Source organism: Streptomyces griseochromogenes, from assembly GCF_001542625.1.
GTDB classification, from domain to species: domain Bacteria; phylum Actinomycetota; class Actinomycetes; order Streptomycetales; family Streptomycetaceae; genus Streptomyces; species Streptomyces griseochromogenes.
Genome location: NZ_CP016279.1, coordinates 7,428,695 through 7,442,992, shown reverse-complemented (window position 1 = coordinate 7,442,992; position 14,298 = coordinate 7,428,695). Strand labels below are relative to the sequence as shown.

Annotated in this window: 14 protein-coding genes and 1 pseudogene; 5 read left to right on the top strand and 10 right to left on the bottom strand. The window is 71.0% G+C overall.

Going from position 1 to position 14,298, the window contains the following annotated elements; all coding sequences use genetic code 11:
- Nucleotides 1-276: 276 nt before the first annotated feature.
- Nucleotides 277-471, bottom strand: coding sequence for an integrase (locus AVL59_RS32010; RefSeq protein ID WP_067311534.1), 195 nt, complete (start codon nucleotides 469-471; stop codon nucleotides 277-279).
- A gap of 184 nt (nucleotides 472-655) precedes the next feature.
- On the opposite strand from AVL59_RS32010, the gene AVL59_RS32005 reads away from it, so the two are divergent.
- Together AVL59_RS32005 and AVL59_RS56740 are read left to right on the top strand one after the other, a co-directional pair.
- A complete protein-coding gene (locus tag AVL59_RS32005) occupies nucleotides 656-2,338 on the top strand; it encodes a tyrosine-type recombinase/integrase (RefSeq protein WP_067311533.1) in 1,683 nt (560 codons plus the stop codon).
- Between the two features lie 121 nt (nucleotides 2,339-2,459).
- Nucleotides 2,460-2,663 (top strand): annotated as a pseudogene (locus AVL59_RS56740) (hypothetical protein); the annotation flags it as partial.
- Nucleotides 2,664-2,733: 70 nt separating this feature from the next.
- Here the strand turns inward: AVL59_RS56740 and AVL59_RS32000 are convergent.
- A complete protein-coding gene (locus AVL59_RS32000; RefSeq protein ID WP_067311526.1) occupies nucleotides 2,734-3,180 on the bottom strand; it encodes an Lrp/AsnC family transcriptional regulator in 447 nt (148 codons plus the stop codon).
- Nucleotides 3,181-3,274: 94 nt separating this feature from the next.
- Here AVL59_RS32000 and AVL59_RS31995 point away from each other — a divergent pair, with 94 nt between their 5' ends.
- Nucleotides 3,275-3,748: a rhodanese-like domain-containing protein gene (locus AVL59_RS31995; RefSeq protein WP_067311523.1), complete on the top strand. Its 474-nt coding sequence runs from the start codon at nucleotides 3,275-3,277 to the stop codon at nucleotides 3,746-3,748.
- A gap of 24 nt (nucleotides 3,749-3,772) precedes the next feature.
- Nucleotides 3,773-4,288 (top strand): immunity 21 family protein, encoded by a 516-nt coding sequence (locus AVL59_RS31990; RefSeq protein WP_067311520.1) that lies wholly within the window; start codon nucleotides 3,773-3,775, stop codon nucleotides 4,286-4,288.
- Nucleotides 4,289-4,304: 16 nt separating this feature from the next.
- Here the strand turns inward: AVL59_RS31990 and AVL59_RS31985 are convergent, their stop codons facing one another.
- From AVL59_RS31985 to AVL59_RS31960, 6 genes are all read right to left on the bottom strand, one after another.
- On the bottom strand, nucleotides 4,305-5,534 hold the full coding sequence (locus tag AVL59_RS31985) for a cytochrome P450 (protein ID WP_067311518.1): 1,230 nt from the start codon (nucleotides 5,532-5,534) through the stop codon (nucleotides 4,305-4,307).
- Between the two features lie 57 nt (nucleotides 5,535-5,591).
- Nucleotides 5,592-6,980: an NAD(P)/FAD-dependent oxidoreductase gene (locus AVL59_RS31980; RefSeq protein WP_067311516.1), complete on the bottom strand. Its 1,389-nt coding sequence runs from the start codon at nucleotides 6,978-6,980 to the stop codon at nucleotides 5,592-5,594.
- Nucleotides 6,970-7,212, bottom strand: a complete 243-nt coding sequence (locus AVL59_RS31975) for a ferredoxin (RefSeq protein WP_067318011.1) — start codon at nucleotides 7,210-7,212, stop codon at nucleotides 6,970-6,972. The genes AVL59_RS31980 and AVL59_RS31975 overlap by 11 nt, the downstream gene beginning before the upstream one ends.
- A 175-nt stretch (nucleotides 7,213-7,387) precedes the next feature.
- The gene (locus AVL59_RS31970) at nucleotides 7,388-8,062 is read right to left on the bottom strand and encodes a hypothetical protein (protein ID WP_067311514.1); all 675 of its coding nucleotides are present in this window, start codon (nucleotides 8,060-8,062) and stop codon (nucleotides 7,388-7,390) included.
- Nucleotides 8,063-8,355: 293 nt separating this feature from the next.
- The gene (locus AVL59_RS31965) at nucleotides 8,356-10,047 is read right to left on the bottom strand and encodes a DUF885 domain-containing protein (RefSeq protein ID WP_067311511.1); all 1,692 of its coding nucleotides are present in this window, start codon (nucleotides 10,045-10,047) and stop codon (nucleotides 8,356-8,358) included.
- Between the two features lie 57 nt (nucleotides 10,048-10,104).
- Nucleotides 10,105-10,584 (bottom strand): Lrp/AsnC family transcriptional regulator, encoded by a 480-nt coding sequence (locus AVL59_RS31960; RefSeq protein ID WP_067311508.1) that lies wholly within the window; start codon nucleotides 10,582-10,584, stop codon nucleotides 10,105-10,107.
- A gap of 59 nt (nucleotides 10,585-10,643) precedes the next feature.
- Here AVL59_RS31960 and AVL59_RS31955 point away from each other — a divergent pair, with 59 nt between their 5' ends.
- Nucleotides 10,644-11,855 (top strand): trans-sulfuration enzyme family protein, encoded by a 1,212-nt coding sequence (locus AVL59_RS31955; protein WP_067311504.1) that lies wholly within the window; start codon nucleotides 10,644-10,646, stop codon nucleotides 11,853-11,855.
- Between the two features lie 158 nt (nucleotides 11,856-12,013).
- On the opposite strand, the gene AVL59_RS31950 is transcribed toward AVL59_RS31955, so the two are convergent.
- Together AVL59_RS31950 and AVL59_RS56735 are read right to left on the bottom strand one after the other, a co-directional pair.
- A complete protein-coding gene (locus AVL59_RS31950) occupies nucleotides 12,014-13,462 on the bottom strand; it encodes a GNAT family N-acetyltransferase (RefSeq protein ID WP_167549307.1) in 1,449 nt (482 codons plus the stop codon).
- 89 nt (nucleotides 13,463-13,551) lie between these two features.
- Nucleotides 13,552-13,890 (bottom strand): hypothetical protein, encoded by a 339-nt coding sequence (locus tag AVL59_RS56735; protein WP_067311499.1) that lies wholly within the window; start codon nucleotides 13,888-13,890, stop codon nucleotides 13,552-13,554.
- Nucleotides 13,891-14,298: the final 408 nt, after the last annotated feature.

The window sequence follows — 14,298 nt, the reverse complement described above, 5'->3', positions numbered from 1 at the left end:
CGACCGCTCACTTAGCAATCGCGTAGGTCTTCCATAGGTCAATGTATATCTACGCGATCACCCTGCTTGCACAGGCGAGAGGGTGACTGACCAGTAACTACGGAATCTCTGCAGGTGGCATCCCTTCACGGGTGTGGAGGTGTGGCATATCCCATGCTCGAGAACAGCTCGGCGACCACCCTCAGCGTCGCCCATAGGCGGTGCACCACCGCACGAGAGGGCCCGACCAGCCCTCCGAAGGGACGACTGATCGAGCCGTATAGGTGAGTGCCCATCTCAACGACGCAGGCCCAACGCCTCCCACAGGCTCGCCGTCGACACCTTCCGCGTCGACCCCAGCGAGATCGTCCGCGCCGGGAATTCATCCCTCTTGATCAACTCATATGCCTTGTCCGGCCCGATGCCGAACGCTTTGGCGGCCGTCACCACGCTCACAGCGGCGGGCAACGCCAGCACTTCCTCCACCGACATGCCGCCACGCGAGCCGGAACCGTCACGCTCCGTAGCTGTAAGCGCAGATGAGGACAAAGGTGGTCACATCCCTCTTTCCCGCGCCACCTGGCGGGAAGCATACGGCGTCCAAGGAAGCGTCTCCTTCGCTACAGCATGATCAGGGCACGTAAGGCATAACCCGGCACATTCAGGGGGATCTCACGTGTTCGACGGCAGCACCTACAAGCGATGCAAGTGCACCGAACCCAAGCTCGACGACGAAGGACAGCCTGTCCTCGACGCGAACGGCAAGCCCAAGATGCGCGAGCTCGGCTCCACCTGCCCCCTGCTCAAGAAACGCGATCACGGCACCTGGTACTACTACGTCAAGCTCCCCGACGGCCCCGGCGGCAAGCGCCGACGCCCCCGCAAGGGCGGCTTCCTCACTCAGAACAAAGCCAAGGAAGCAGCACAGAAGCTGTGGGACCAGGCCCAGGGCGGCATCGACGTCGACACCAAGGAAACCGTCGCCGAGTACCTCGACCGTTGGCACGCCAAGCGTGTCGACCTCAAACGCAAAACCCGCTTCGGCTACCGCGACTTCATCGACCGCATCTTCAAACCCGCCCTCGGCCACCTCGCACTCCGCGATCTCCGCGACCGCCACATCCAGGAGATGTTCCAGCAGATATGGGCCTTCAACGAGATCAAGAAGGCCAACCAAGAAGCAGCCGAGCTGGCCAAAATCGAATGCGACGCCGCCCACCTTGCCTGGAGGCAGGCCCCCACCCCACGGCCACCAGAACTTCGCCAGGCATGGGACCAGGCCCGCGCAGCCCTCAAGGAAGCCCGGGCCAAGCCCCGCCAGAACACAGGCCCTGGCTCGCAGAAGAGGTACCTCGACTGCCTCTCCGCCGCATTCGGTGACGCGGTGACCGAAAGACTGATCACCCAGAACTGGGCCAAGCTCGTCGTCCTCCCCAAATACGAACGCCCCCAACCGCTCGTATGGACCGACGAGCGCGTAGCCCGCTGGCGCGAAACCGGCGAGAAGCCCGGACCCGTCATGGTCTGGACCCCCGAACAGACCGGCCAGTTCCTGGACGCAGCCGTCAACCACCCCATGTACATCATGTGGCACCTCATGGTCTACCGGGCACCGCGCCGCGGCGAGGCAACAGGCCTGTCCTGGACCGAACTCGACCTGACCCAAGGCGTGGCACACGTCGCCGGGCAACTCGTCACCGACTCGAACTACAACATGTGGCAGGACACCCCCAAGAGCCGCAGCGGCCGTCGTGCCATCGCCCTCGACTACGCCACACTGGCTCTGCTCACCGCCTGGCGCGACGTACAGAAGGCCCAACGCGCCGAATGGGAGGAGAAACACCGCCAAGACTCCGCGAAGTACGGTCCGTACGTCGACTCCGGCTACGTCTTCACCCGGCCCGACGGCCGCCCCCACAACCCCCAAAATGTCTCCCAGGCCTTCGGGAGATTCATCCAGCGCATCGGCCTCCCACCGGTCCGCCTGCACGACCTGCGTCACTGCGCCGCATCACTCAGCCTGGCCGCCGGCCTGTCGATGAAAGCCATCCAGGCCCTGCTCGGCCACAGCAGCTACCAACTCACTGCCGACACCTACACCAGCCTGCTGCCACAGTTCGAACAAGCCGCCGCCAACGCACCCCTTGACCTGGTACCACGCCGAAACGGCGTCGAGAAACCCACCGATGAGCAAGCCCACGCAGCCCAGCCGCACCCCATGCAACTCCCCACCCCAGTCCACGACGAAGAAGAAATAGAGCGAGCGGCGACTACCGCCTCGGTCGACGAAGAAACAAGCGACCGGCATCTGCGCGTCGTACCGCCCGCCCCTCGCGACGAGGCGCTGGGCGCCGCCTGATCGCGCCGTCCCCCGTTTGTCCCCCCGGCACCAAGAGAGCCCCTCGGAGATCACTCCGAGGGGCTTTTCGTACCCTGTTTTGCCTGGTCAGAGCTAGTGCACCCGCAGCATTCGATCTTGCAACACCCTCTTCATCGACGAGGGCTTCGGCAGCCTCGACGACCAGACCCTCGACGAGGTCCTCGACGTCCTCGACTCACTCCGGGAGCGGGATCGGAGCGTGGGCATCGTCAGCCATGTCCCTGACCTGCGGCGCCGCATCCACGCGCAACTGGAGGTCGTGAAGGGCAGAACGGGGTCGACGCTGCGGCAGCGGGGTGTCTGACGCGGTCAGGCACCCTGGCCCCGTCTCGCCCGCGTCCACTCTCTGACGTCCCGAACGCTCAGCGGGTCCATCACTGGCCGAGCGGCCGCCGGGGCAGGGGCGAGGAGTACACCACGCTGGTCGTCACCGAGCCCAGCGCGCCGATCTTCCCCGAGATCTCTTCCAGATGGGACATGGACCGCGCGGTGACCTTGATGACGAAGCAGTCGTCGCCGGTCACGTGGTGGGCCTCCAGGATCTCCGGGGTCGCGGCCACCAGGTCGTGGAACGGCTTGTAGTGGCCGTTCGGGTACCGCAGGCGCACGAACGCCAGGATCGGCAGACCGAGGCGTTCGGGGTCCACGACGGCCGCGTACCCCTGGATGACGCCCGCCTCCTCCAGGCGGCGCACCCGCTCGGTCACCGCGCTCGGCGACATGGAGACGGCGCGCGCCAGCTCGGCGTAGCTGGCCCGGCCGTCCCGCTGGAGGACATCGAGGATGCGCCAGTCCGTGGCGTCCGGGGAATACGCGGTCATCCTGGATGGATAGCAGGGAAATACCCGGCCGATCAAGGGGAAGCCCGGGGATCGTCCCTTCAGGGAACCGGCCGGAACTTCTAGATTTTCAGCCATGATCACCGACACCGTGAACCCCGTCCTGCGCGTCGCCCCCGCACTCCCCGCCGAGGCCGTCGCCCACTTCCGGGCGAGCCTCGCCTTCCACGCCGACGTCTCCGACGTGGCCGCCGCGCTCGCGGCCGATGGCGACCCCGGCTTCGTCGTGGTCGACTCCCGCTCCACCGAGTCCTGGGACCAGGGGCACATCCCCGGCGCGATCCACCTGCCGACCGCGCTCGTCCCCGAGCAGGCCGAACGGCTCCTCGACAAGTCCGTGCCGGTGGTGACGTACTGCTGGGGCCCCGGCTGCAACGGCGCCACCCGCGCCGCCCTCGCCCTGGCCGAACTCGGCTACCGGGTCAAGGAGATGCTCGGCGGCTTCGAGTACTGGGCTCGGGAAGGCTTCCCGTACGAGACATGGCGGGGGCCGGAGCGCCGGGACGCCGATCCGCTGACCGCGCCGGTGGACGGCGCGTGCGGCTGCTGACGCCCGCCCGTGTAGGTTCTGCCCATGGCTCGATACGCGGATCCCGGCGTGCTGGAGTGGGTGGAGTCGGGCGGCGGCCCGCTGATAGCGGTACCGGAGACGGTGCTGCCGTTCTGGACGGGCGCCGACAGTGAGGAACTCGCCACCGACTACGACCGCGCATGCGAGGTCGACGGCCACGTCGGCCTGCTCCCGGTCGGCGACAGCGCGGCCCTCGTCTTCGGCGACGAACCCGCGGCCACCTCCTACCTGCCCGACCGCGGCACCTTCGTGCGCTGGTCCGCCGCGAACTCCGAGGACGAGCTGCTGGCCCGGATCCCCGCCGCACTCGATGCGGCCGTGTGGGAACACGAGATCCGCTGGGACGTGCCCGGCCCGGTGGTGCTGTTCGACTCGGCCTGGCCGGGCGGTGCGGCCGAGGGCGAGGAACACCTGCGTGTCCCGCTGGAACCGGGACCCTACGTGGTGCGCGCCGCCTACGCCCGGCCCGGACCGGAGACCTGGGTCGGACTGGTCCAGCTCAGACGGCTCGCCCGCTGACCCGGCGGCGGCCGGATCAGCGAAGGCCGTCGAAGGTGATGTTCAGGTGCCGCGGGCCACGGAGCACCGCGTTCGGGCGGTAGGGCGGCGGGTCCTCGACCAGCCGGGGGTTGTCGAGGCGGCGGACGAGTTCGGCGAGCGCGAGCTGGGCCTCCAGCCGGGCCAGCGGAGCGCCGAAACAGCTGTGGATGCCGCTGCCGAAGCCGAGGTGCTGGATGTCCTCGCGGTCCGGGTCGAACCGGTCGGGGTCGTGGAAGCGCTCCGGGTCGCGGTTGCCCGCGGCGAGGACCAGCCAGATCCGCGAGCCCTTGGGGATGGTGACACCGCGCACCTCGATGTCGGTGATGCAGGTGCGCTGCGGCAGGAGCTGCACCGGCGGTTCGTAGCGCAGGAGTTCCTCGACGATCTTCACGGACAGACCCGGGTCGTCGCGCAACCGCTGGAGGTACCGCGGGTGGCGCAGCAGCGTGAGCATGCCGTTGGTGATCAGGTTGACCGTCGTCTCATGGCCGGCGATGAGCAGCAGCACCGCCGTGCTGAGCACCTCCATCGTGGTCATGGCGCCGTCCGGGCCGTTGCTGTTCACGAGGTCGGACAGCATGTCCTCGCGCGGGTCCTTGGCGCGCTGCTCCACCAGCCCGTTCAGGTACATGCCGAGCTGCAGCCGTGCCTCCTGCGCGGTCTTCATGGACTCGGCACTCGTGCGGCTGCCGGGGTCCAGGCCGGCGACGATCGGGTCCACCAGGGCACGGAAGCGGGGCTCGTCCTCGCGCGGCACGCCGAGCAGCCGGCAGATCACGGTCACCGGGAAGGGGTACGCGAACCGGTCGACCACGTCGATCTGCCGCGCGTCCGCGAAATCGTCGATCAGACCGGTGACGATCTCGGCGAGCTCGCCGCGCATCGAGTCGATACGGCGGGGCCGGTGCGGCGGCCCGAAGGAGCTGTTGGCCATCCGCCGCAGCCGGTCGTGCTCCGGCGGGTCGAGCCGGATGAAGCTCGGCGGCAGCCCCGTGGCCTCCGGCCCGGACAGCTCGTCCTCGCCCGCGGCGGTGACGTTGCTCTGGTCGGAGCTGATCCGCGGGTCGTGGAGCAGGCTCTCGATGTCCCAGTACGAGCTGATGACGTAGGGACCGTCCTCCTCCTCGTGCAGCACCGGGGTCTTGCGGAGCTCCTCGTACAGCGGATACGGGTTGGCGCGGTTCGCGTAGTCGGTGATCTGGCGCAGGAGCGAGGCGTGCGTCATGCGGAGTCCTTGAGGCGTGAAGGTCCGTGGGGCGAAGGGGCGGGGCCGGGTGCCGGGTCAGTGCGCCGGGACGAAGACCAGCTGCCGGTCGGTCGGCGAGTAGCCGCTGAGGGTCACGGTCGGGCCGTGGGTCGGCAGGGACGGATCGGGGAAGTCGGCGGGGACAGGACGGCGGCCCTCGGGGCGGCGGTCGACCGTCGGGTACTCCACGGGGAACGGCGCGCCCACCTCGATCTGCCGCTGGTAGAACTCCAGCCACCGGGTGTTGTCGAAGCTCACGGCGGCGATGACGCGGCCCTGGTAGCCGTACACCCCGACGAAGCGGCGCTCGGCCAGCGAGCCCTGCGTGATCATGATCTGCTCGCCCATGGGCGGGACACCGACGGACTTGATGTTCACGCGGAACTGCGACGACCAGAAGGCGGGCACCCACAGATGCGGGCGGCGGTCGCTGCTGGAGCTGATCATGTTGTGCGCGGCGATCTCGGCCTGCGCGACGGCGTTGCCCCAGTGTTCGAGGGAGAGGAACTGGTAGCCGAACAGCGCGTGCGGGGAACGGGCGACATCGCCCGCGACGAAGATGTCGTCGGTGACGATGCCCCGGAAGTCGAAGGCGCGGCAGCCCGCGTCACAGGCGATGCCCCGGGGACCCGCGCCGAGCCCCGACCCGCTCAGCCACTCGGTGTTGCGCACCGAGCCCAGCGAGACCACCACGAGATCCGTCTCGACGGCGCTTCCGTCGGACAGGTGGGCGGCCTTCACCCGGCCCACCGAGTCGCCCTCCAGACCGGTGACCATGACACCGGTGCGCAGGTCGACACCGTTCTCGCGGTACAGCTCCGCGGACACCGAGCCGATCACCCCGCCGAGGGCACCCACCAGGGGCGCCCCCGCGCGTTCGGCCACGGTGACCGCGAGACCCATCTCCCGGCACGCCGAGGCGACCTCCGACCCGGCGAACCCGGCGCCGATGACGAGGACCCGGCGCGGCCCGGCCTTCAGCCGCCGGTACAGGGCGGCCGCGTCACCTCCGGTGCGCAGCAGGATGACGCCGTCCAGCTGCGCTTCCGACTCCTTCGGCCAGGGCCGGGCGCGCACCCCGGTGGCGATCAGCAGACGGTCGTACTCCACCTGGTCCCCGTCGGCCAGCCGCACCCGTTTCTCGGTCATGTCGAGACCGGTCGCCGGGACGCCGAGGCGCCACTTCGCGTCGACCTCGCGGCGCCGGGGCAGCTCCGTGTGGAGCGCGTCCGCCTTGCCCAGCAGGACCGCCTTGGACAGCGGCGGCCGGTCGTACGGCTCGTTCGGCTCGTCACCGATCATGGTGAGCGAACCGGCGAAGCCCTCGGCGCGCAGCGTCTCGGCGGCCCGCAGCCCGGCCAGCGAGGCACCGACGATCACGATCCGGCCCTCGCGCCTGAGCCAGTCCAGATAGTCAGTCACCATCGGACGCCTCACGGCCGGACGCGGCACGCTCATCCGCGCCGTCCAGCCCGTCGGCCGTGATCGCCTGCACCGGGCAGGCGGCGACGGCACGCGCCAGCCGCTCTCGCTGTTCCGCCTCCGCCCGCGGGTTGTAGACCAGTGACTCCTCGCCGTGCATGGCGAAGACGTCGGGCGCCAGGAACGCGCACTGCGCGTACCCCTGACACTTGTTGAGATCGACGACGAGCCTCATCGGCGCTCCGTCCTTCAGGTGGCCAGGTCCGGTGCGCACCGCCAGGTCACGTGCGGGCACCCCCGGACGGCGGTCATGTCCCGCTCGCCAGCATGGGAGAGGCGAATGGGGCCTCGCGCGCGGGGGCACGCCGTTCGGGTGAACGGCCGCACCGTCCGCTCGCGCCGCGGCCCCGTCACACGGACGCCGCGGTGCGTGACCCGGCGCGCAGGCCGGCCGCCAGGATGTGGACACCGAGCACCAGCGACCAGGCGGGGAAGACCAGTTCCGACCAGGGGATCTTCGGGGAGACGAAGAGCAGCGTCAGGGCGATGAGGAAGCCGAGGACGGTCAGCCAGCGCGGCAGTACGCCGAGGCGGTGTCCGATCGCCGACATGGAGGATACGAAGACGGCCGCCATCCGCATGGCGTACCCCGTCATCATCGTGTACGCGAAGTGGCGGCCGAAGTCCCAGGCGGACAGCTCGGGAGCGGAGCCGGAGGGGTGCGCGACCGCGAGTACGGCGTCGGCCGCCGCCGCCGCCCCGAACATCGTGGCCGTGAAGACCAGGCCGCTGCCGAGCAGGACGGTGGCGAGGAACTTGTCCTCGGCCGCCCCGACGTGGGCCCGTACGGCGCCGATGAACCACAGGAAGAAGATGCCGGCGAACGGTACGAGCGCGAGGGCGGCCTGTACGGCGCGTCGCCGCCCGGAGTCCGTGAAGCCCTGAGCCGTGACCGCGCTCCCCTCGGGAATACCCAGCCGGATCAGTACGATCGCCGCCGCCAGCAGCAGCGCGAAGACGACTCCGGCCAGCCCGGCGGCCCGCGGCGTCTGCAACGGCTCCTGCCCCGGCCCCTTCGACTGCATGCCCGGCCCGCCTCCTTCGCATCGCCCCCGCACACCAGCAAGCCGCCCGCCCACCGCCGACGCCACCGGGAGGCGGCCGTACGGCCGAGAGGGGTGTGCGCCGGGGCGGTGCGGGACGGTGCCGGACTTGTGCGTGTGGCCCGGCACCTGGAGGAGACCGGGGCGGCGATGCCTGGTCACCGGTTGTGCCACCGGCGGGGACCGAGCGGCCGTGGCCGCCCGGTCCCCGCCGGACGCAGGGGTGTGCCGGGTCACCGGTCAGGACGGCTCCCGGCGTCGGGACACCGACGCGGTCAGAGCCGGGACAGCTCGTCGACGAGGTCGTCCAGGCCCAGCGAACCCTGCGACAGGGCCGCCATGTGCCAGGCCTTCAGGTCGAAGGCGTCACCGTGCCGCTCGCGGGCGTTCTGCCGGCCGAGCAGCCAGGCCCGCTCACCGAGCTTGTAGCCGATCGCCTGGCCCGGAATCGTCAGGTACCGGGTCAGCTCGCTCTCCACGAAGTCCGCCGGCCGGCTGCTGTGCGCACCGAAGAACTCCTCGGCCAGCTCCGGCGTCCAACGCTCACCCGGGTGGAACGGCGAGTCCGCCGGGATCTCCAGCTCCAGGTGCATGCCGATGTCGACGATCACCCGGGCCGCCCGCATCATCTGCGCGTCCAGGTAGCCGAGGCGCTCCTCGGGATCGGTGAGATAGCCCAGCTCGTCCATCAGACGCTCCGCGTACAGCGCCCAGCCCTCCGCGTTGGCGCTCACCCCGCCGACCGTGGCCTGGTAGCGGGAGAGGTTCTCGGCGACGTGCGCCCACTGCGCGAGCTGGAGGTGATGCCCGGGCACGCCCTCGTGGTACCAGGTCGACACCAGGTCGTACACCGGGAACCGGGTCTGTCCCATGGTCGGCAGCCAGGTACGGCCGGGACGCGAGAAGTCCTCCGACGGGGGCGTGTAGTAGGGGGCCGCGGCACCGCCGGGCGGGGCGATGCACGACTCCACCTTCCGCACCCGCTCGGCGAGTTCGAAGTGCGTGCCGTCCAGGTCCGCGATGGCCCGGTCCATCAGGCCCTGCAGCCACTCCCGGACCTCGTCGACACCTTCGATGTGCCGGCCGTGCTCGTCCAGGTGCGCGAGCGCCACCCAGGGCGTCTCGGCGCCGGGCAGGATCTTCTCCGCCTCCCGCTTCATCTCGCCGAGGAGGCGGTGGAACTCCGACCAGCCGTACGCGTAGGCCTCGTCCAGGTCCAGGTCGGTGCCGTTGAAGTAGCGGGCCCAGCGCGCGTACCGCTCGCGGCCCACCGTGTTCGCGGCGCCCTCGACGGTCGGCGCGTACGTCTCCCGCAGCCAGTCCCGCAGCTCCGACACGGCCGCGGTCGCGGCACGTGCCGCCTCGTCCAGCTCCGCGCGCAGCGCGTCCGGACCGGCGGCCGCGAAGTCCTCGTACCAGCCGCGGCCCTTGCCGTCGGTGTCCGACCACTCGGTCAGCTGGTCGATGAAGGTCGCGGTCGGCCGCGGCGCCGCGTACAGCTTGCGCTCCAGACCGAGCGCCAGGGACTCCCGGTAGCCCGCGAGCGCGGCCGGTACCGCGCGCAGCCGCTCGGCGATCGCCGCCCAGTCCTCCTCCGTCTGCGTCGGCGTCACCGTGAAGATGTCCCGCACCGAGTGGCCGGGCGTGTTCATGTTGCCGACCTCGCGCAGGTGCTCGTCGGCCTCGTACATGGCCAGCTCGGCGGTCAGCCGCTCGCGCAGCAGCCGGCCGCAGCGGCGCTCGGCGTCACTGTCCGCACCGGGCAGGCGTTCGGCCTCGTCGAGCCTCGCGAGGGTCGCTCGCGCCAGCTCCGCGAGGGCATCCCGGCCCGCGGGCGAATAGTCGGGCAGCCTGCTGGAGCTCTCCTGTACACCGAGGTAGGTGCCGGTGACCGGGTCGAGGGCGATGAGATCGTCGACGAAGGCGTCGGCGACCTGTCGGGGCAGCAAGCTCTTGGTCTCAGACATGCCGCCCATCCTCATACGGGGAGTATCTCTGCGTCACCCATCTATTACCGATTCAGCTCAGGGCGTGGCCGGAGGCAGCACGGGCCCGCAGTCCCACTGCTGGAAGATCAACCGGGTCTCCACCCGGGCCACTTCCCGCTGTGACGTGAACTCGTCCAGCACCAGTCGTTGCAGATCGGCCATGTCGGCCACGGCCACATGCACCAGGTAGTCGTCAGGACCGGTCAGATGGAACACGCTCAGTGACTCCGGCAGCGCCCGGATCCGCTCCACGAACGGTCCCACCAGCTCCCTGCGGTGCGGTCTGACCTGCACGGACAACAAGGCCTGCAGACCGCGTCCGAGTTTGGCCGGATCCAGCCGCAGCTGGTGGCCGAGGATCACGCCGGAGCGGCGCAGCCGGGTCACCCGGTCCAGGCAGGTCGATGGCGCGACCCCCACCTGAGCGGCGAGATCCCGGTAGGTGGCCCGGGCGTCGTTCTGCAACAGCCGCAGCAAATGGAGATCCACCGGATCCAGTACGACGGATTCAGCCATTGGCCGAACGTAGCACGGTGTTCGAATCCTGTGACCCGTCCGGTGTTCAACCTTCCGCCATGGACACAGCGAGCACGGGTGCCTACGACGCCGTACGCACCGCATCCAGGGCACTGGCCACCGAGGCCGTGCACGCCGGCCGGGACGACCTCGCCCGGCAGGGCCTGCACGCCCCGCCCATCGACCTGTCCACCACCTATCCCTCCTACGACAGCCGCGCCGAGGCCGCCCGCATCGACGCCTTCGCCACCGACGGCGCCGACCCGGCCGGCCCGCCCGTCTACGGCCGCCTCGGCAATCCGACCGTCGCCCGCTTCGAGACCGCGCTCGCCCGGCTGGAGGGCACGGAGTCCGCCGTCGCCTTCGCGAGCGGCATGGCGGCGCTCAGTGCGGTCCTGCTCGCCCGGTCCGCGCAAGGCCTGCGCCACGTGGTCGCGGTCCGGCCCCTGTACGGGTGCAGCGACCATCTGCTCACCGCCGGGCTGCTGGGCACCGAGGTGACCTGGACCGACCCGGCCGGCATCACCGACGCCCTGCGGCCCGACACCGGTCTGGTGATGGTCGAGTCCCCGGCCAACCCCACCCTCGCCGAACTCGACCTGCGGGCCGTCGCCCACGCCTGCGGCACGGTCCCGCTGCTCGCCGACAACACCTTCGCCACGCCCGTCCTGCAGCGCCCCGCCGAACAGGGGGCACGGCTGGTGCTGCACAGCGCCACCAAGTACCTCGGCGGTCACGGCGATGTGCTGGCCGGGGTGGTGGCCTGTGACGAGGAGTTCGCCGGACGACTTCGGCAGATACGTTTCGCCACCGGTGGTGTGCTGCATCCGCTGGCCGGCTACCTGCTGCTCCGAGGCCTGTCCACGCTGCCGGTGCGGGTCCGGGCCGCCTCCGCCGGCGCCGCCGTGCTGGCCCGCAGGCTCGCCGCCGACCCGCGCGTCGCCCGTGTCAGCTATCCGCGCCTGGGCGGGGCGATGCTCGCCTTCGAGGTGCACGGCGACCCGCACGAGGTGATCTCCCGGGTCCGGCTGATCACCCCGGCGGTCAGCCTGGGCAGCGTGGACACCCTCATCCAGCACCCCGCCTCCATCAGCCACCGGATCGTGGACGCCGACGACCGGCGCGGTGCCGGGGTCAGCGACCGGCTGCTGCGGCTGTCGGTGGGCCTGGAGGACGTCGACGATCTGTGGATGGACCTGGACCACGCCCTGGGGGAGCGGAGCGCCCCGGGGGAGCGCCGGGCGGCGGGCGCGGTGTCCGGCACCGCCTGACACCGCCTGACACCGCCGTGGTGGCCGGGCGCCGTCGCGGCGGATCCCTGGTCCGGCGTAGCTGTACGGGGAGCGGCGACCTCGGGTGACCTCACTCGAAGAGCCGCCCCCGCGCAGGGGCCCCGCGAGGATGTGCCGGTCCGCGGTGCGTGGGCGTGTCAGTCGCGGCGCGCCCCGCCGCCCAGGCGCTCGCCCGCGCCGTCGTGCGGCGGAAGCGGGACGGAGGGGGCGGTGTCCAGCCGGGCCGTGATGACCAGGGTGCCCTCCTCGATCTGGTAGTCCAGGGGCAGCCCGAGTCCGCGCATCGCCGCGACCATCCCGGTGTTGGAAGCCTGGGTCACGGCGTACACGCTCTCGCAGCGCGCCTCCACCGCCATCGCCACCAGGCGGCCGAGCAGCTCGGCGCCGACGCCCCGGCGCTGCCACTCGTCCTCGATCAGCAGCGCGACCTCGGTCTCGTCGCCGTCCCACAGCAGATGCCCGAGGCCGACGATGCGGTCGGAGGCGGTCTGCGCGGCCAGCGTACGGCCGAAGCGGGGGCTGAGCAGATGGTTCAGATAGCGCTCCGCGTTGCCGACCGGCCCGTGGTAGCGCATGCCGAGGGTGCGCTGCGAGCACCGCTCGTGCATCGCCCGGGCAGCCGCCAGGTCGCCGGTGTCCACCCGGCGCACGGTGATGTCGTTGCCCTCGGGCAGCGTCAGCACGTCCTTGCCGCGCGGGATCCGCGGACCGAGCCGGCAGTCCAGCTCCACCAGGGCCCTGGCCCTGGCGAACTCGGTCGGCGTGAACGGCAGATACGGCCGCTCCACCGTGAGCACACCGCCCTCCGGCGCCCGCAGTCGCATGACGGTGTCCTCCAGGACTCCCTCGACCGGCACGGGCTCCGGTCCCCGGCCACCGCCGACCGGCGCGGCGGGCACCGAGCGGATTGTGCATCGTCCCAGCAACTGCCGCAGCGTCAGGGGGAGTTCGGCCGCGTCGAGCGCGGTGCGCGTCGCGAGACCGAGGACCCGTGTGGGGGCGTCCACCAGGTCGTGGGCGTCGGCCCGCTCGATCCAGGTGGACGCGCCGTCGGCCAACGAGACCGCCCGGGTGATCTCGGCCGCCGTGAGTTCCTGCGGCGCTCGCAGCAGGAACTCGTCCACCGTGCCGTCGGCCAGCGGGTGCGTCTGCAGGCTCAGGATGTCGACCCGCCGCCCGGCCAGCGCCGTGCACAGCGCGGCGAGCGAACCGGGCTCGTCCTTCACCGTCGTCCGCATCCGCCACAGCGCGCTCGCCCCTGCCGCGTCCCGCGCGGTCGCGTCCGGGTCCTGCGCGTGCCCGGCCGGCCGCGGCTCGGCGGCCGGCCGGGCACCGGTATCCTCGGCGGGCGGTGCGTGCCCGTGGTGTCGTGCCCACCAGATGTGGAACCCCGCGGTCGAGGCCAGCACGAGCGCCGAGACGATCAGCAGTGCCGGACCGTCGGGCCCGTGCCCGATCAGGTTCGCCACCGCGTCCGCCACCGCCACGGCCGTGAACAGGGCGGCGAGTTCGACGACGTCCCGTCGCCAGTGGTGGACGGGCCGTCCGTGCTTCGCCCGGGTCACTTGAGACATGTCTGGAGTCATGCACTCACTGTGAAGGAACGGTGTTGCGTGATCACGAACGGTTTGTGACCGATGGGTAAAGCATGCTTCCGCCCTTTTTGTTGGATTTTCTACTGTTTGATGCGTGTGGCCCTTCCGGCCGGAAACCGAGAGCCACGTCGTTCTTCCGGCTCCACGAGGATCCGCATGCCCTTGGTCCGGCGCCTTGCCTGCTCCGGAGCGGCGGCGCCGGTGCGCAGCCGACGGGCTAGCCGTCCGCCCGGGGCCGCGCCATCGGCGGTCGGCCGGCGGGCGAGCCGTGCGCCCTCCCGGGTGCCGAGCGCCTTCGCCCGCGATGCCGCCTCCTCCGCCGCCGCGGGATCGTCTCTGCGTATCCGCAGCAGGGCCTGGGCGAAGTCGCAGGCGCCGACCCGGGCGTCCAGACGTCGGTACTCGGCGAGACGGGCCACCAGCTCCGCCGGCTCCAGCAGGCCCGTGCCCCTGATACGTGTGCCGCATCAGACCGTCCAGCGCCCGCTCGAACGCGGCCGCGTCTCCGCCCGAGGCCGGCAGCGCCCCCATCTCTTCGGCCAGCTCCTGCGCCGTCCGCGGCGTGGGCGCGAGCCGGGTGGGCTCGGGGACGGGCGGAAGCACCTCCTCGTACACCTCGGGTGCCGCGTCCGCCGGCGCCATGCCCAGCAGGGCGACAGCCCAGTGATCGCGTCATGGAAAAACCGTAGAGGCGACCACTGACAATCGGCCTGACCTGCGAAAACGATCGCCCGTCGGGGGAAGCCCGCAGGGCTGGGAACCGTGCCGCGCCCAGGACGGCGACGCCGGTGCGCGGCACGGCTTGGAGGTGCGGGGCCCAGCGGCCC